Annotated in this window: 11 protein-coding genes, 3 pseudogenes and 2 CRISPR repeat arrays; of the genes and pseudogenes, 10 read left to right on the plus strand and 4 right to left on the minus strand. The window is 69.6% G+C overall.

What is annotated here, in order from left to right; genetic code table 11:
• Positions 1-101: 101 nt before the first annotated feature.
• A pseudogene (locus MXD62_RS20855) lies at positions 102-509 on the minus strand (IS6 family transposase); the annotation flags it as partial.
• Positions 510-575: 66 nt separating this feature from the next.
• Here MXD62_RS20855 and MXD62_RS20860 point away from each other — a divergent pair.
• Together MXD62_RS20860 and MXD62_RS20865 are read left to right on the plus strand one after the other, a co-directional pair.
• The gene (locus tag MXD62_RS20860) at positions 576-863 is read left to right on the plus strand and encodes a recombinase family protein (RefSeq protein ID WP_248831188.1); all 288 of its coding nucleotides are present in this window, start codon (positions 576-578) and stop codon (positions 861-863) included.
• Positions 864-1,109: 246 nt separating this feature from the next.
• On the plus strand, positions 1,110-1,373 hold the full coding sequence (locus MXD62_RS20865; RefSeq protein ID WP_248831189.1) for a hypothetical protein: 264 nt from the start codon (positions 1,110-1,112) through the stop codon (positions 1,371-1,373).
• A gap of 61 nt (positions 1,374-1,434) precedes the next feature.
• On the opposite strand, the pseudogene MXD62_RS20870 reads toward MXD62_RS20865, so the two are convergent.
• From MXD62_RS20870 to MXD62_RS20880, 3 genes and pseudogenes are all read right to left on the minus strand, one after another.
• A pseudogene (locus MXD62_RS20870) lies at positions 1,435-1,629 on the minus strand (IS6 family transposase); the annotation flags it as partial.
• A 242-nt stretch (positions 1,630-1,871) separates the two neighbouring features.
• Positions 1,872-3,049, minus strand: a protein-coding gene (locus MXD62_RS20875; protein WP_248831190.1) for an IS3 family transposase whose coding sequence is annotated in 2 segments (ribosomal slippage) — positions 1,872-2,797 and positions 2,797-3,049 — 1,179 coding nt in all. Because the reading frame shifts where the segments join, the coding sequence is not laid out codon by codon here.
• 376 nt (positions 3,050-3,425) lie between these two features.
• Positions 3,426-3,959 carry a hypothetical protein gene (locus MXD62_RS20880; RefSeq protein ID WP_248831191.1) on the minus strand — a complete coding sequence of 178 codons (534 nt, stop codon included), beginning with the start codon at positions 3,957-3,959 and terminating at the stop codon, positions 3,426-3,428.
• A 388-nt stretch (positions 3,960-4,347) separates the two neighbouring features.
• A CRISPR array of direct repeats spans positions 4,348-6,573; the repeat unit is 28 nt; unit sequence GGAAGATCCCCGCGCGTGCGGGGACGAC.
• A gap of 181 nt (positions 6,574-6,754) precedes the next feature.
• Between MXD62_RS20880 and cas3 the strand changes: the two genes are divergently transcribed.
• The 8 genes and pseudogenes from cas3 (at position 6,755) to cas2e (ending at position 16,047) form a co-directional block, all read left to right on the plus strand.
• The gene (gene cas3, locus MXD62_RS39295; RefSeq protein WP_285224130.1) at positions 6,755-9,598 is read left to right on the plus strand and encodes a CRISPR-associated helicase Cas3'; all 2,844 of its coding nucleotides are present in this window, start codon (positions 6,755-6,757) and stop codon (positions 9,596-9,598) included.
• 117 nt (positions 9,599-9,715) lie between these two features.
• Positions 9,716-11,353: a type I-E CRISPR-associated protein Cse1/CasA gene (gene casA, locus MXD62_RS20895; RefSeq protein ID WP_248831192.1), complete on the plus strand. Its 1,638-nt coding sequence runs from the start codon at positions 9,716-9,718 to the stop codon at positions 11,351-11,353.
• A gap of 25 nt (positions 11,354-11,378) precedes the next feature.
• The gene (casB, locus tag MXD62_RS20900) at positions 11,379-11,966 is read left to right on the plus strand and encodes a type I-E CRISPR-associated protein Cse2/CasB (RefSeq protein ID WP_248831193.1); all 588 of its coding nucleotides are present in this window, start codon (positions 11,379-11,381) and stop codon (positions 11,964-11,966) included.
• Positions 11,967-12,024: 58 nt separating this feature from the next.
• Positions 12,025-13,173, plus strand: a complete 1,149-nt coding sequence (cas7e, locus tag MXD62_RS20905) for a type I-E CRISPR-associated protein Cas7/Cse4/CasC (protein WP_368862428.1) — start codon at positions 12,025-12,027, stop codon at positions 13,171-13,173.
• Positions 13,170-14,021, plus strand: coding sequence for a type I-E CRISPR-associated protein Cas5/CasD (cas5e, locus tag MXD62_RS20910; RefSeq protein WP_248831195.1), 852 nt, complete (start codon positions 13,170-13,172; stop codon positions 14,019-14,021). Before cas7e ends, cas5e begins: the two co-directional genes overlap by 4 nt.
• A gap of 7 nt (positions 14,022-14,028) precedes the next feature.
• Entirely contained in the window at positions 14,029-14,778 is a 750-nt protein-coding gene (cas6e, locus tag MXD62_RS20915; RefSeq protein WP_248831196.1) for a type I-E CRISPR-associated protein Cas6/Cse3/CasE, read from the plus strand.
• A gap of 3 nt (positions 14,779-14,781) precedes the next feature.
• Positions 14,782-15,772 (plus strand): annotated as a pseudogene (cas1e, locus tag MXD62_RS20920) (type I-E CRISPR-associated endonuclease Cas1e).
• Positions 15,769-16,047, plus strand: a complete 279-nt coding sequence (cas2e, locus tag MXD62_RS20930) for a type I-E CRISPR-associated endoribonuclease Cas2e (RefSeq protein ID WP_248831199.1) — start codon at positions 15,769-15,771, stop codon at positions 16,045-16,047. Before cas1e ends, cas2e begins: the two are co-directional and overlap by 4 nt.
• A gap of 18 nt (positions 16,048-16,065) precedes the next feature.
• A CRISPR array of direct repeats spans positions 16,066-17,069; the repeat unit is 28 nt; unit sequence GTCGTCCCCGCACGCGCGGGGATCTTCC.
• Positions 17,070-17,320 lie beyond the last annotated feature (251 nt).

Below are 17,320 nucleotides of genomic sequence, written 5' to 3' on the forward strand. Positions count from 1 at the left end.
GGAACTCCTCCGTGTACGGCGGTTGCGATCTCGACACCTGTACTCCTCCCTGGGACCATTATCCCAAAGAGCCCAGGCGTGAACAGGAACGGGTCAACTTCAGTCTGAACGGAACGTAGCCGTTTCAGGCCGCGCATCGGCCGTAGCCGTGCCTTCAACCGGCCATGATCGGCCTCGATCCGATTGTTCTCCCGTGCGGCGTCGACATGGCAGGCCTCGGGAAGCAGCTCATCGAGGAGCCGCGGATAGACAGGTGCCTTGTCGGTGGTCACCTCGTCCGGCCGGCGGCCATGGGGCAGCGCCCGAGCGAGGAACCTGCGGGCGGCGGCCTGGTCGCGGCGGGTGCTGGCGAGGACGTCAACAACCTGGCCGTGCTGGTCAACGGCCCGGTACAGGTAGGTCCACCGGCCCGCGACCTTGACGTACGTCTCATCTACAAACCACCTATCACCCGGCCGATGCCGACACGGTCGGGCCGTCTCGGCGAGCAGGGGCGTGAAGCGCTGCACGCAACAGGTCAGCGAAGTTCACTTCTCGCTCCCACGCGGATTGATCTTGCTTGGCCCCGGGGGGAGGTGTTCGCGGCGGCGTGCGCGGCCCTGGGCTGGACTGCCGGGGGTGCGGTCCGTCAGTACGGCTCGGACCTGTGGGCCTGGTGGGCGGCACTGCGTCTGGTCCGTTCCGGCCGGTATGACGTGGTCGTGGTCGACACGATGGATCGGCTGGCGGACACCGAACCCGGCCGGCTCGCGGCGTTGGAAATGCTGCGCTGCGCGGGGGTGCGGCTCCTGGTGGCCCGGGACGGCACGGACACCGCCGATCCGGTGGGAGCGGGTCTGGTGGCATCGCTGCTGACCGTGTAACCCCGGTCCGGCACGAATGTAGAGACACGGATGGATGAGTAGTCGGCCGTCTAGTTGAGCACCGCATGAGCAGCCGGCCATGAGCTATTTGAGAGTTACTCGCAGTGACGTTACGCCGCCGTCGGTGTACCCGACTGATCCGTCGGGCTTCGCGGGAGCTGTCGACGGCGCCGGGCTCGTCCTGGCCTTCGGAGGCGTCGAGGCGGTTGGTGGGCTGGGGGTTATGGACGGGCTTGCCGTGACCGTATGATCTCAACCATGTCGTCGCGCCTCGACAAATCGTGGCGGGTGCTCGCCAGTCACCAGACCTTCGAAGCCGATCGCTGTGTCGACGTCTTCAAGCGCCCCGAGGGGACGTTCGGATTCGAGGAGTTCCGCAGGGACCCCGAGGACATGGGCGCGTGGACGCCGGTCAGTTACTTCTCTGGCCGGGAGTACCCGACGGAAGAGGAGACCATTGATGCCGCGTGCGAAGCGGTGCCGTGGCTCGGACCACTCGTCGGCCGTTGATCGCTCACGATGAGTAACTGATCTTCCCGGAACGAGGCGTCTGGCCTGGGCGAAGAGACGTGAAGTGCTGCACCCACCGGTACACCGTGACGTGATCAACCTCGATGCCACGTTCGGCCAGTAGTTCCTCGACGTCTCGGTACGACAGCGCGAACCGCAGGTACCAGCGAACAGCCAGCACGATCACCTCGGGTGGGAACCGGAACCCGGCGAACTCTAATGTCGGGGCCGGTGGACGGGCACGACGGCGACGCATCACTCGATCATGACCGATCGGCCGTCGCGTGATGGCGGACTTCGCCGATGCAACAGAGCCATACCGCGTGGCATCGCCCAGGTCGTAGCCCGCGCCGTGTGACGCAAGATCCAGACGACCGCTACCAGGACGCCCAAGCCCTGACGGGGTGGGGTTCTCTGCCGACGCGATCGAGGGGTATGGGAGTCTTTCTGAGGTGCTGCCCGTTTCCCGGACACTGACGTAGCGGGACTGTACCAGCTTTATGCTGCTTCCTTCGCTGAGACCTGGGTTGCGTGGTATGCGCGTTCGATGTGTTCTGGGGTGCGGTAGCCGAGAGTGGAGTGGAGTCGCTGCCGGTTGTAGAAGACCTCGATGTACTCGGCGATCGCGGTACGCGCGGCGCGGCGGGTCGGATAGGTTTCCCGGTAGACGAGCTCGTTCTTGAGTGTCCCGAAGAACGATTCCGCTGCGGAATTGTCCCAGCACACTCCGGTGGCGCCGATCGATGGGCGCGCGCCGTGGCGTTTCAGGACGCGATGATAGGCATCCGACGTATATTGCGCGCCGCGATCGGAGTGAAAAATCGCGTTCTGGGTGAGGGTGGTGCGGGAGGTGGCCATGATGAACGCGTCGATGATGAGTTCGGTGCGCATGTGGGAGGCCATCGACCAGCCGAGGACTTTACGGGAGTAGCAGTCGATGACAGTGGCGAGGTACAGCCATCCTTCACCGGTACGGATGTAGGTGATGTCCCCGATGAGCTTCTCGCCGGGGCGGGTGGCGGTGAAGTCGCGGCGGACGTGGTCGGCGGGCGCCGGGGCCTGGCCGGGGATGGTGGTGCGACGGTAGGCCCTGGGCTGGCAGGCTTCCAGCCCTGCCCGGCGCATGATCCGCCGGGCGAGGCGGACCGAGACGCGCAGGCCGGAGGCGGTCAGGGCGGCGGCGATCCGCCGGGCGCCGTAGGTCTGGCGGGAGGCGGCGAACACCGCCCGCACGTGGGTGTCGAGGGTGGTGTGCCGTCGGGTCCGGGTCGACGCCGGCCGTCGATGCCAGTCGTAGAAACCGGACGTGGACACGACGAGCCACTGGCACATCTTGGATATCGGGTAGTTGTCCTTCTCCGCGGCGATCAGCGTGTACTTGTCGGTCACTGATGGCGTTGCGCGAAGAAGGCGGTCGCTTTTGAGAGAAACTCACGCTCCATCCGGAGTTCCCGGTTCTCCTTCTCCAGCTCGCGGAGCCGGGCCCGTTCGGACATTGACAGCGGCTCGTCTTCGCCTTGGTGTGCCCGCCGCCAGGTCGCGACCCAGCTCCCCAACGTTCCCTCGTTGATACCGAGATCTTTCGCGACCGCCGATGCGGGACGGCCCGAATCGATGACGAGTTTCACCGCCTCGTCCTTGTACTCGGGCGTGAACCGCCTGCGTGACTGACTCATTGATCTCCTCCGTTCACGGATCAATTATCCCCTATGGGGATAACAGTCCGAAGAACGGGGCCCACCTCACGTCTCTCCGCTGAGATCATCGATCAGTGAAATGATGGTCTTCTGCGCCATGAGAATTCCCCTTGCATACCTGCGGCCCGCGTATCCGCGATTTCCTACCGAGCGTATCGCGTGATCGCCTGGACGGGCCTGTCGCATCCGCCAGAATCGGCTCATCACGACCAGAAGATTCTGCGATGGGAGTCCCGTATCCGGCTTATGGGGCATCCTTGGGCGGCTCATGGGACTGGAAGGAGACCCGGCCGTAGGACGCTCTCGCCACGATTGATCGGCATCTCTATGGCTCGTCTGGTCTTCCCGAGACAGGTCAGCGGCCGTGTAGGGGGATGTAGGGAGCGAGGCGGGCGATCAGCTTTTCGGGGGTTGTTCCCAGGGTTTCGGCGAGGGTGACGAGCAGCGCGGTGGCGATCGTGGTGAGGGTGCGTAGGGTGCGCTGCGGGTTGCCGTGCACAGCGTCGACGATCAGGTCCTGGTGTACCGCGTCCAACGGTGCCGTGGCCGGGGTCGGGGTGGCCATGTCGAGGCGGGCGGTCAGCAGAGCGACGGCCGGGTCGGCGTCGGTGCTGTGGGGGGCGTTGAGGACGGCGATGTCCTGGAGCATCTGGTGCGGGGGTGTGTGGGTGGTCTTGGCGAGTTGGAGGAGGAGGCCGACGGTCAGCCGTTCCACGCTGGTGATCGTCTCGATCGGGGCGTGGGTGCTGGCGTCGCGGAGGAGCGTGACGAGGTGGTGGCGTGCTGCTCGCAGCGTGGTGGTGTCCGGGCCGTCTTCGTGGCGTACGAGGTGGAGCTGGCCGGTGAGCAGGGCCAACGTGCGCCGCGCGGCCTTCGCGGGATCGGTCACGGAGTCCCATTCTCCGCCCGGTGTGGAGACTGGTCCACTCGCTGGGGGGTGTCCGGGAGGCCCGGTACCAGGGCTTGTGGCAGGCGGTGAGGAGACCGCGGTGTCTGTCCGTGGGCCGCCCGGCCAGGTGGGTCAGTGGCGGTGTGTGGACGTCTGGCGGTTCCCGGTGAGCCGCACGCTATCTGCCGTGATCTTGCGGGGATGGGGGCCGGTTGCCCGTTAGGGTGATTCCGGATGGTTGCGCCGGAATGTGAGGGATTGTGCACGGTGACCGACGCCGAGGCCGGAACGTCCGGCGCGAGGCTGTGGTTCACGCCTGTGACAGAACAGCTCATCCCGGACGATCTGAAGATCGATGTTCCGCACTCGGCTCGGGTGTACGGCTATTGGAAGATCCCCGCGCGTGCGGGGACGACAGTTCGGCCGTGAGCGCCGCCGACAGCTCGGCCGGAAGATCCCCGCGCGTGCGGGGACGACCGCGCAGGCCGAGGAGATCCCCGGTCAGCTCGAGGAAGGTCCCCGCGCGTGCGGGGACGACGGGCACAGTGCCGGGTCGGCCACCAGGTACCAGGGAAGATCCCCGCGCGTGCGGGGACGACCGCCGCGAACCGCGCGGGCTCCTCTCCGAGCAGGGAAGGTCCCCGCGGGTGCGGGGACGACGCCGCGATCGAGGGCCAGGACGACGGTGACCTGGGAAGATCCCCGCGCGTGCGAGGACGACGAGCTGATCCGGTACTCCACCACGGTGGTCCGGGGAAGATCCCCGCGCGTGCGGGGGACGACAGGGGGCTGCCGGCCCGCTGGCCTGGGGTTTTGGGAAGATCCCCGCGCGTGCGGGGACGACGGTCATTGGGCACTCGACCGGCGCTGGGCACGCGGAAGATCCCCGCGCGTGCGGGGACGACGACGGGGTGGCCGGCGTGGAAAGCGGGGTGCCGGGAAGATCCCCGCGCGTGCGGGGACGACTCGACAACGGGCGTCGGGTATTGGGATGCCGCGGGAAGATCCCCGCGCGTGCGGGGACGACGCCGAGCGAGGCGAGCCTCCCCGCCCAGCAGCGGGAAGATCCCCGCGCGTGCGGGGACGACTGCATCCGCTCGGCGGCGGTGCGGGGGCCCGGCGGAAGATCCCCGCGCGTGCGGGGACGACCTGGGCAGCCCGGAACACCGCGACCTGCGCCGGGGAAGATCCCCGCGCGTGCGGGGACGACGACGCCATCAACCAACAACATCGATCGTCCCTGGGAAGATCCCCGCGCGTGCGGGGACGACCGACGAAACATCATCGTCGGCCCCACGCTGACGGGAAGATCCCCGCACGTGCGGGGACGACCGGTCGGCCGCCGAGGCGGTGCTGGAGACGCTGGGAAGATCCCCGCGCGTGCGGGGACGACGCACATCCGCCACGATGGGACCGTGCGCCCGGGGGAAGATCCCCGCGCGTGCGGGGACGACTCCCGCTGGCAGGCCCTGCCCGGCTACGCCCGGGGAAGATCCCCGCGCGTGCAGGGACGACCATGACACTGATGTCCCTGCCTCGGCGCTGACGGGAAGATCCCCGCGCGTGCGGGGACGACGGGACAGAGCCGAGCAAGAGACCACCGAGTGGCGGAAGATCCCTGCGCGTGCGGGGACGACCCTCGCCCAGCCGCCCCGGCCGTGCGATCTCCGGGAAGATCCCCGCGCGTGCGGGGACGACCGGACGGGGCGCTGGGCGACGGCGCTGCGGTGGGGAAGATCCCCGCGCGTGCGGGGACGACCGACTCTCACCGGCGGCTCCCACAGCATCCTGAGGAAGATCCCCGCGCGTGCGGGGACGACTGGAACACCAGGGGGGACCGCAAGGACCCGACGGGAAGATCCCCGCGCGTGCGGGGACGACCCGAGCTTCTGGCGCCGGGTGCGCCTGCTGCCCGGAAGATCCCCGCGCGTGCGGGGACGACACTGCACCAGGGGGCGCAGTGTTTGACCACGTCGGAAGATCCCCGCGCGTGCGGGGACGACCGTCCGTTCGTTGTAAGGGGAGTCATGCTCGAAGGAAGATCCCCGCGCGTGCGGGGACGACGCGGTGAGGCCCGGGGCGTCGTGCGCGTCCTGGGGAAGATCCCCGCGCGTGCGGGGACGACTACCGGACGATGCTGATCGAGGCCCGCCAGCAGGGAAGATCCCCGCGCGTGCGGGGACGACGCCGCGCGCCACACGGTGACTCGCGCGTAACGGGGAAGATCCCCGCGCGTGCGGGGACGACGCGGGGCGGCGCGTCGGGCCGTAGACATGGGGGGGGAAGATCCCCGCGCGTGCGGGGACGACAGTCTGGAACTCACCCACGAGGGCCGGCGAGAGGGAAGATCCCCGCGCGTGCGGGGACGACGCGTGCGCGGAGTCCTCGCCGCAGAACAGGCCGGGAAGATCCCCGCGCGTGCGGGGACGACCCCGCGGCGAAAATCGCGCCCGTGATGTCTGCCGGAAGATCCCCGCGCGTGCGGGGACGACCGGTAGCTGCCCTGCTCGACCAGGGACCGCGCGGGAAGATCCCCGCGCGTGCGGGGACGACCCAGCAGGCTGCCGTTCCCGATCGACACGCAGGGGAAGATCCCCGCGCGTGCGGGGACGACACTTGCTGACCTGCGGTTTTACTGCTCGATGGGGCCCAAATTTATCAGTCCCGTCGGAGCGGGCGGGTGGTGTCTGGCCGGGCTGGTGTGGTGGTTGACGGTGTCGGGCGGGGCCTGCTGGTCTGGCCGCTGGATGCTGGTGGTTTGATGGCGTGCTCGTGTGCCGGGCTCGGGGGGTCTTATGCGCGATGTGGCGCTGGGTGTGGTGTGGGGGAAGTCGAAGCCGACGTCGGATTCGCAGGGTTCGATGCATCTGCTGCTGGGGCATTTGTTGGATACGGCGGCGGTGGGTGAGCTGGTCTGGGAGAGGTATCTGTCGGCGTCGTCGCGGCGGATCCTGGACGGGTGTAGCGATGGGCGTGGTCGTTCCTTGTTCGTCTTGCTGTGTGGTCTGCATGATGTGGGTAAGGCGACTCCGGCTTTTCAGATGAAGGATGATGGGCTGGCTGCCCGGGTGCGTGCGGCAGGCTTGGATTGGCGGAATCTGTCTCTTCGGCAGGGCCGTGGGTGGCATCATTCTGCGGCCGGTGCGTTCATTGTCCGTCGGTGTTTACAGGGTTCTGGGTGGAACGCGGAGGGGTGTGGGTGGGTGTGGCCGCTGATCGCCGGTCATCATGGGGTGATCCCTCCGATCGGCCGGACCGTGCCGAAGAGGAATGGTGAGGCGCAGGGCCGAAGCCAGGTGTGGGTCGACGCGCAGGACGCGTTCGTCTCCCAGATCGCCACCGACCTCGGTGTGGATCTCGCGTCGTTGGCGGATGTGCGGGTCCCGTCCCGGGCGGGACAGCTCGCGATCTCAGGGTTGATCATCATGGCGGACTGGGTCGCGAGTGATCAGACGAGGTTCGGTGGTCAGGCCGACCTGGCTGACGTCTCGCTGGCCCGGTCGCGGGAGCGGGCGGTGCGGGCGTGGGCGGACCTGGGACTGCGGGGCGGGTGGCGTGCCGGTCGGGCGGCTCCGGTGGGGGTGGCTGATCTGGTCCGGCATCGGTTCGGGAAGCCGGCCCGGGACGCGCAGGTGGGAGTGGTGCGGGCGGTGGAGGAGATGTCGGGGCCGGGCCTGCTGATCGTGGAGGCGCCGATGGGGGAGGGGAAGACGGAGGCGGCGCTGGTGGCGGCGGAGGTGCTGGCGCGCAGGTTCGGTGCGGATGGGGTGTTTGTGGGGATGCCGACGCAGGCGACCGCGGATCCGATGTTCACCCGGGTCGGGGCCTGGTCGGTGCAGGTTGATCCGGAGGCGCCGTTGGGGTTGTTGCATGGGCGGGCACGGTTCAACAAGGAATGGATGACGTTACGGCAGCAGACGGTCTTCGGGGGGATCTGCGACGGCGACGAGTTCGGCATGGAGGACGTGTACGGCGCTGTCGGGGGCGGGGGGGATGTGGATCGGCCGGCGGCGGGTGGGGTGGCGGCCGCGGAGTGGTTTTTCGGTCGGAAGCGGGGTCTTCTCGCGCCGGTCGCGGTCGGCACGATCGACCATGTGCTGCACGCGGCGACGCGGACGAAGCATGTGATGCTGCGGCAGGCGGGCCTGGTGGGCCGGGTTGTGGTGTTGGACGAGGTCCACGCCTATGACGTGTACATGGCGCAGTTCCTGTTCGAGGCGTTGCGCTGGTTGGCGGACGCCGGTGTTGCGGTGATCGTGCTGTCGGCGACGTTGCCGCCGCAGCTGCGCCGGAATCTGATCCGCGCCTACACGCAGGGAGCGTTGCAACGCCGGGACGTCGCCCCATTGCTTGAAGCAGGGGGAGAGCCGGCGGGTTATCCCAGCGTGACGTCGACCTGCGTCGTTGACGAACTCCCGGTCACCCGCGTGCGGTCCTATCCGTCCTGGCGGAAGCCGCTGCCGGTCGGGGTGGAGATCCTCGACGAGGACGAGGCCTTCACCCCCACGGCGGTCGCGGCCACGGTCACAGCAGAGATGATCGATGGCGGATGTGCGCTGGTGGTCTGTAACACCGTTGCTCGCGCTCAGGCCGTCTACGAGGCGCTCCGCCCGGCGTTCACTGACGATGTTGTGCTCCTGCACGCCCGGTTCACCGCGGCGACGCGCGCTGCCTGGACGGAGCGGGTGGTCGATCCCCTCGGTCCGCCCGGCCGTTCCGCGGCGGCACGGCGCCCGGAGCGCCTGGTGGTGGTGGCCACGCAGGTGGCCGAGCAGTCGTTCGACGTCGACGTGGACCTCCTCGTCACCGATCTCGCGCCCATCGACCTCCTCCTGCAGCGCATCGGCCGGCTCCACCGCCACCACCGACCCGCCCGGGATCGCCCGCCCCGGTTCCAACAACCTCGGGTGATTGTTGCCGGGGTGCGGTTTGACCCTGACCGGCCACCGACCTGGCCGCCGGGAAGCCGCGCCGTCTACGGGGACCATCTACTGCTGCGGTCCGCCGCACTGGTCGCCGACGCGGCAGCGGGCACCGGCTGGTCGGTGCCCGAGCAGGTTCCAGCCCTGGTCGCGGCGGGCTACAGCGCCGAGCCCCTCGGCCCGGACAGGTGGGCGCCGACCGCGGCCCGTTATCAGCAGGAAGCCGACGAGGCCGAGAAGCGCCGTGAGACGAACGCGAAGGCGTTCCTGCTCTCCGGTGAGGACGAGCTGGGAAAGCCCACGTTGGACGGGCTGCATGACCGGTCGACCGCCGCGTTGGAATCGGAGGAGCGGGTCGCTGCGGTCGTCCGTGACGGCGAGGAGTCGGTGGAGGTCATCCTCGTGCGACGCAGCCCGTCGGGTGGCTACCTGACGTTGACCGGCCGGCACCTTGGGCAGACTGGCGAGGCCGCGGTCAGCGACGAGCAGCTCCTCGAGGACGTCGCCGGCGCGACCATTCGCCTCCCGGCCAGCAAGGACATCACGATCGCCGCCCGGCAGGACCTCGCGCCCCTCCCCGGCTGGGACGGCGACCCTTGGCTGAAACGCACCCGCGCCCTCGTCCTCGACACCGCCCTGTCCGCCCAGCTCGGCGGGTACCGGCTGGTCTATGACCATCAGGTCGGCCTGAAACATGAACGCACCGCGGCGCGGTGATGCCCACCGGGCTCCATCGGTCGCGGGGTGAGAACTGTCGGAGGGGTCTGGTAGACCTCGCATGCCCCTTCTAGGGCAAAGACACACGCGCGTCGGTAGGTGATATGGGGGAGATTGGTGAGCGGATTCGACCTGAGGTCTGACCCGTGGATCGAGGTGGCAGAGAAAGGCCACCCGCGTGAGGTGGGCGTACGTGACGCGCTGGTGCATGCCGACCTGTTCGAGGGCTTGACGGTCACCGATCCACTCGAAGGCGTCGCGGTACTGCGCCAGGTACTCCTGCCTGTGGTGATAGACGCCGTGGGTGCTCCGAAGGATCGGGCTGAGTGGGCGCGAAGGTTCGAGCGGGGCAGGTTCGACGGCGAGGACGTCCAGCGGATCGTCGACTATCTGGACACGCAGGCCGCAGCGTTCGATCTGTTCGATCCGGTGCGGCCGTTTGCGCAGGTCGCAGGCTTGCGAACGGCGAAAGGGGAGACGAAGCCGGTCTCGTTGCTGATTCCTCGGCTGGCGTCGGGTAACAATGTGCCGCTGTTCAGCGCCCGGACGGAGAGTGACCCGCCGGCGTTGACGCCGGGGGCGGCGGCGCGGGCGTTGCTCGCGGCGCACTGCTGGGACACGGCGGCGATTAAGTCGGGTGCGGTGGACGATCCGCGGGTCAAGGCGGGGAAGACGACCGGGAATCCAACCGGTCCGCTCGGGCAGCTCGGCGTCGTGGTGCCGATGGGCGAGACGCTGTTCCAGACCCTGATGCTGAACATGATGATCATGTCGCAGGGTGTTCATCCGGTGGACCGTCCCCAGTGGCGGGCGGAGCAGGTGGCAGGTCCTCTGTGGCGGGAACGCGGCCCGCTGGGCCGTCTTGACTTGTTGACCTGGCAGTCCCGCCGGCTCCGTCTGATCCCCGAGGCCGATGCCAGCGCGCCGGGGGGTGTGGTGGTGCGGCGGGTGGTGCTCTGCGCGGGGGACCGGCTGCGCGGATCGGTGCAGGACCTGGAACCGCACACGGCGTGGCGGCAGGTCGAACGACCCAAGGCCGACGATCCGCCGGCCCGCCCGGTGCGCCATCAGCCAGGTCGTGCGGCGTGGCGAGGACTGGCCGGGCTGCTCGCCACTGCCGGTCCCACGGGCGATCGGGTGTCGGCACCGGCGGTGGTGGAGCAGCTCGCCGGGCTACAGGCCGAGGGCTGGGTGCCGGAGGATCTTCCGTTGCGGGTGCTGACGGTCGGGGTCCGTTACGGCACCCAGTCCGCGGTGGTCGAGGACGTGATGGTGGACGAGATTCCGCTGCCGGTGGTCGCGCTTGCGGCGGATTCGCGGGTGCGGGAGGTGGTGCTGGCGGTGGCCGAGGGCGCGGAGGCGCTGCGGATCGCCGCGAACCGCCTCGGTGACGACCTTCGCGCTGCGTGCGGTGCGGAGAAGGTGCCGTGGGATCGAGGGCAGCGACTCGGGGATCTCCTGATCCACCGGTTCACCCCGGTGGTGCGCCGGCTGCTGGCCGGCCTGCAGCGCCAACCAGACGCGGTCGAGCAGGCGGAGGACGCCTGGCTGCTTGTTGCCCGACGCCTGGCGTGGGAGGTGGCGGATCCGGTGCTGTCCGCCGCGGGTCCCGCAACGTTCCTGGGCCGGGCGCCGGATCAACGGTTCGGCCCGCGGCTCTCGGTCGCGGAGGCGTCGTTCCGCCGCGCCCTCAACGACATCCTCGGCCCCGCCAGCCCTACTACTGCGCCGGCGACCGGTTCGACCGCAGCGTGACCGTCATCGAGTCGAGGGAGGCCCCATGACCGTCGAAGCCTCAACACCAGCCCCCAGCACCGGGGCGACACCGCCGCCGCGGTTCTTCTGGGAGCGGCCGCATGCCGGTGGTCGTCCAGACGGCGCGGACCTGGCCGCGTTGCGGCGCGGTGCCGGCCGTGACCCGGGCACGGTCCCGCAGATGTGGCGGTACTACACGACCCTGAACCAGGAAGGGTGGGGGACCCCCGGATTGCGGGCGGAGCACGCGGCACTGGTTCTCTTCGCGATGCATCAGCAGTCCCAGACCCGTCTGATGCACGCGGCCGGGGTCGGTCTCGGTGCGGCGGTCCGCTGCCTGCGGGAGAGCGACAAGTTCAGCTCGGACGCGGTGGATCGCCGCTTCGAAGCTGCCGCGACGGCAACGTCGCTGAGCGAGGCGTCCTACCATCTGCGGGGTCTGGTACGCCAACTGCGTGGCCTTCCGCAGCCGCTGGACTACACCCGCCTGTACTGGGATCTCCTGTCCTGGCAGAACCCGGACCGGATCGGGCAGGTGCGACGCCGGTGGGGATCCCAGTACTTCCCCGGCCGGGACCGGAAGACCGAGACCGCAGTATCGACTACCAGCTGATCCTGCCCGCCGTTTGAGATTTCTTTCCCATTCTCCTGACCCGATGACATGGAAGAGCATGCGCATGCGCACCTATGTTGATGTTCATATTCTGCAGACGGTTCCGCCGTCGAACCTGAACCGTGACGACGCGGGGACACCGAAGCAGGCCACCTACGGCGGGGTGAAGCGGGCCCGGGTGTCGTCGCAGGCGTGGAAGCGGGCCACCCGGACCGCGTTCGCCAGCCTCGTTGACCCCGCGACGTTGGGGACCCGCACCAAGAAGATCTCCGCGTTGCTCGCCGAGCGGATCGCGGCCCGCGGTGGGCTCGCTCCCGACGCCGCCGTTCGGATCGCGACGAGTGTGCTGGCCGAGCTGGACATCAAGCCGGGAAAGAAGGCGGCGGAGACGGCCTACCTGCTGTTCTTCGGCCGGCCGCAGCTCGAGCGCCTCATCGATCTGATCGAGGCCGATCTGTCTCGTCTCGCGGGTCTCGACGACAAGGCGTTGACCGAGGCGGTGAAGGGTGTTTCGGTGCGGGAGACCCTCGGTGCGGGGCATCCGATCGATGTGGCGTTGTTCGGCCGGATGGTCGCCGACCTGCCCGGGTTGAACGTGGACGCGGCGACCCAGGTCGCCCACGCCCTGTCGACGCACGCCACCGAGGTCGAGTTCGACTACTACACCGCCGTCGACGACGAGAACCTGAAAGGCGACACCGGCGCCGGGATGATCGGCACGGTCGAGTTCCAGTCCGCGACCCTCTACCGGTTCGCCACCGTCGGCCTGCACCAGCTCGTCGACAACCTCGGCGGGGACGTCGAGGCGGCGGTGGACGCGCTGCGGGTGTTCCTGACCGCGTTCACCACCTCGATGCCGACCGGGCACGAGAACTCGTTCGCGCATCGCACCACCCCCAGCCTGCTCACCGTGACCCTGCGCGGCGACCAGCCGGTCAACCTCGTCTCCGCGTTCGAGCAGCCCATCAGGGCGAACGGCCACGGGGTGCTCGCCGAGTCCATCGACCAGCTCGCCACGGAGCTGGCAGCGACCACCGAGCTGTGGGGCCTGTGCCCTGAGCTGGTCGTCTCCACCTACCGCACCCCCGACACCGCCGACCGCACGGCGACCCTCGCCGCCGCGCTCGGCGCACCGGTGCCGTTCGGCCAGGTCGTCGACACCGTCACGGCCGCGGCCCGGGACCGGCTGACCACCACCGCCCGATGACCACCACCGCATCGTCGGCGGGGCATTGCCTGGTACTGCGCCTGGCCGGCCCGCTGCAGTCCTGGGGCGGGGCCAGCATGTTCAACCGACGTGACACCCAGCCCGAACCCACCAAGAGCGGCCTGATCGGCCTGCTCGCGGCCGCGCAGGGCCGCCGGCGCACCGACCCGATCGAGGACCTCCTCGAGCTGACGTTCGGCGTGCGCACCGACCAGCCCGGCACCCTGCTCCGTGACTACCACACCGTCAGTGACTACCGTGGCCGGCCGCTGCCCTCCGCGGCGGTCTCCGCGAAAGGCATGCAGAAACCGACCTCGCCGGCGAAACACACCCACATCACCGAGCGGTACTACCTGCAGGACGCCGTGTTCGTCGTCGCGGTCCACGCCCCCGACCCGCTCCTCGCGGCGCTCGCCGACGCGGTGAGCGTCCCCGCGTTTCCGCTCGCGCTCGGCCGCCGATCCTGCCCACCGACCCACCCCCTCCTCCTGCCACCTCCGGGCGGGGGGAGCGGCCCGGGGTGGGCGGGGTCACCGCTGGAGGTCCTGGCCGCGGTGCCGTGGCAGGCCAGCCGGGCACACCGTGACCGCCTGGCGAACCTGAAACCGCAGCCACGCACCATCGATCTCCCCGTCAGCGTCGACGACCCGCAGGGTGAGGACGTCCGCCGCGACCTGCCCGCCAGTTCCCTGCCCGGCGCGCCGGCGAGTTTCGATCCGCGGCATCGGGCGTTCACCAGCCGACGGGTCCGCCAGGGCTGGGTGCAGCTACCGGCCCCCTGGCCCGTCGACCCCGCCACCGCGGATGCGCCGGCTGCTCATGACCCGTTCGCGCTGCTGGGATGGTGACCGGCCGATGACCTACCTGTCTCGGATCTGGCTCAACCCGCTGCGCACCGGCGCACAGGGGCTGATCCGTAGCCCGCAGAAAACCCACGCCGCGGTCCTCGGTGGACTCGCCGCCCAGCCTGTGGCCGAACGGGTCCTGTGGCGGCTGGAAACCAGCCAGCCCCACCGGGCCGAGCTCCTCGTCCTCACCGAAACCCGACCCTCCTGGGAACACATCGTCGAACAGGCCGGCTGGCCCGGCTCCGACCAGCCCCAGGCCATGGTCCGCGACTACCAGCCGCTCCTCGACCGTCTCCAGCACGGCCGCGAGTTCGCGTTCCGGCTGCGCGCCAACCCCGTCACCGCCACCCGCACCCCCACCAAACCCTCCGCCCGCCAGAAGGAACACCTCGCCCAGGAACGGCCCCGCGGCGTACGAGTCCCGCACCGCACCGCCGCCCACCAGCTGACCTGGCTCCTCGACCGGGTCGAACGATGGGGATTCACCCTCCCGACCAGCGACGACACCGGCCCCGCCGCACGGCTGACCGCCCGCGAACGCGTCACCTTCACCAAGAACACCGCCAGCGCTGACACCAGCGGCCGGCGGGTCACCTTGTCCACCGCCACGTTCGACGGAGCGTTGCGCGTCACCGACCCCGACCAGGCCCGCCACACCCTCCTGCACGGTGTCGGACCGGCCAAGGCCTACGGCTGCGGCCTGCTCACCCTCGCCCCCCTCACCGCACCAGCCCCCCTCACCACGGCAGGGGACTGACCGGTGTGGTGGCTGTCCGACCCCCTCGACCTGCACCGCATCGAGGACCGGGTCTCCTCCCTCTACGTCGAGAAGAGCCATGTCGACCGGGCCGACAACGCCATCGTCCTGGTCAACAAGCACCGCACCGTCCGCGTCCCGGCCGCGTTCGTCGCCACCCTGCTCCTCGGCCCCGGCACCCGCATCACCAGCGCAGCCGTCCGCCTCCTCGCCGACTCCGGCACCGCCGTGTGCTGGGTCGGTGACCGCGGTGTACGCATGTACGCCGCCGGGCTCGGACCCAGCCGGGGCTCCGGCCTGCTGCTCCGTCAGGCCTACCTTGTGACCCGCACCCGGGAACGCCTCGACGTCGCCCGGCGCATGTACGCCAAACGCTTCCCCGACGACGACGTCACCACCGCCACCATGCAACAACTCCGCGGCCGGGAAGGCGCCCGCGTCAAAAAGATCTACCGGACGCACTCCGACCGCACCGGCGTCACCTGGACCCGCCGCGTCTACACCCCCGGCGACCCGTTCGCCGCCGGCGACGACATCAACCGGCTCCTGTCCGCCGGCCACAGCTGCCTCTACGGCATCTGCCACGCCGCCATCGTCGGCATCGGCGCCAGCCGCCCTCGGCTTCGTCCACACCGGCACCGCCACCTCCTTCGTCCTTGACATCGCCGACCTCTACAAAGCCGACTACACCATCCCGCTCGCCTTCGACCTCGCCGCCGCCGGCCACGTCGACGAACGCGACATCCGCACCGCCTTCCGCGACAAGGTCGCCGACGGCCGCCTCATGGCCCGCATCGTCCACGACATCAAAGACCTCCTCCTCGACAAAGACACCCCCCACCCTGACGACGACGCCCTGCACCTGTGGGACGAGATCGACGGCCACGTACCCGGCGGCGTCAACTGGGCCGCCGACCTTTCAGACCAGTGGGACGAGACGACCATCGTCGGCGTCACCGGACCGGACACCGACACCGCAATACCGCCCTGGTGACCGTCGTCGTTCTCATCGCCGTCGCCGAAGGCCTCCGTGGCCACCTCACCCGGTGGATGATCGAGATCGCGGCCGGGGTCTTTGTCGGGAATCCCAGCGCCCGGGTCCGTGACCGTGTCTGGACCGTGCTCGCCCAGCGTGTCGGAGACGGCCAAGCCGTCATGATCGAACCCGCGGACAACGAGCAGGGCTGGGCCGTACGCACCGCTGGCCGTGATCGCGGCTACCCGATCGACTACGACGGACTGATACTGTTCGCCCGCCCCCGCCGGTAAAACCCCAGCTCAGCAAGTGTCGTCCCCGCACGCGCGGGGATCTTCCCGCGATGGTCCGGGCGCCCGCCGGAGTCTTGGAGTCGTCCCCGTACGCGCGGGGATCTTCCTGCCGATCCGCGTTCGCGTTGTCGACCGGCCGGGTCGTCCCCGCACGCGCGGGGATCTTCCGCACCAGGTGATAGGCGATCACGTGACGCGCGAGGTCGTCCCCGCACGCGCGGGGATCTTCCGCCGGAGGTCACCGCACATGGGTAGCCGCTTTTGTCGTCCCCGCACGCGCGGGGATCTTCCGGTGTAGTCGTACTAGTCGTCTACGCCCTGCAGGTCGTCCCCGCACGCGCGGGGATCTTCCCGAGCCGAACAACATCACCGACGCGGCGTGGGAGTCGTCCCCGCACGCGCGGGGATCTTCCCGTGACGGCGCGGGGAGGGTCGCTGGGCAGGTAGTCGTCCCCGCCGCGCGGGGATCTTCCGGTGCTCTCCTGCCCGAGCTGAGCGGCGATCAGGCCGTCCCCGCACGTGCGGGGATCTTCCGTAGACGGGCGGCACTGTGATCGCAGCGGCGCAGTCGTCCCCGCACGCGCGGGGATCTTCCCGCGGTCAGCTACGGGGTGTACGGGCGGACGTCGTCGTCCCCGCACGCGCGGGGATCTTCCCGACGAGTGGGGCCGGGGCGGCGTCGGGTCGGCGTCGTCCCCGCACGCGCGGGGATCTTCCCGACCTTGTGTGTGACTGCGGAGCTTGCGTCAGGTCGTCCCCGCACGCGCGGGGATCTTCCGCGCGGCCGCGTCGTGCATGTCCGGCGGTTCGAGTCGTCCCCGCACGCGCGGGGATCTTCCGCAACGGGAAGAGCGGCGTTGCGATCGTGACGCGTCGTCCCCGCACGTGCGGGGATCTTCCGGAGAAGGCCAACCGGGCTGTCGAGCCTGAGCGGTCGTTCCCGCACGCGCGGGGATCTTCCGAGGCGGCCTGCGAGGCGTGTACCAGACCTGCCGTCGTCCCCGCGCCCGCAGGCATCATCCCGACGCGCCGGTGGGGGTGATCCGGGCCCGCGACGGCAATCGGTACCGGGTACCAGGGGTTCTCTCCATGCCTGTGGGGATGGTGAATCTTGGTGTGGGGCTTGCTTGTGGCCCTGGCCCGGTTCAGCTGGGTGGTCTGCCGAGTGGACGGGCTGGACAGTCGTCCGGGCGGCTAGTGGAGTCCACGCACGTGGTGTACGGATCGTGATCGTCTAGCGACTCGCCGGAGTGGCGGTCCGTGACGTAGAGCG

It is taken from the genome of Frankia sp. Mgl5, assembly GCF_023242985.1.
Lineage (GTDB): Bacteria > Actinomycetota > Actinomycetes > Frankiales > Frankiaceae > Parafrankia > Parafrankia soli.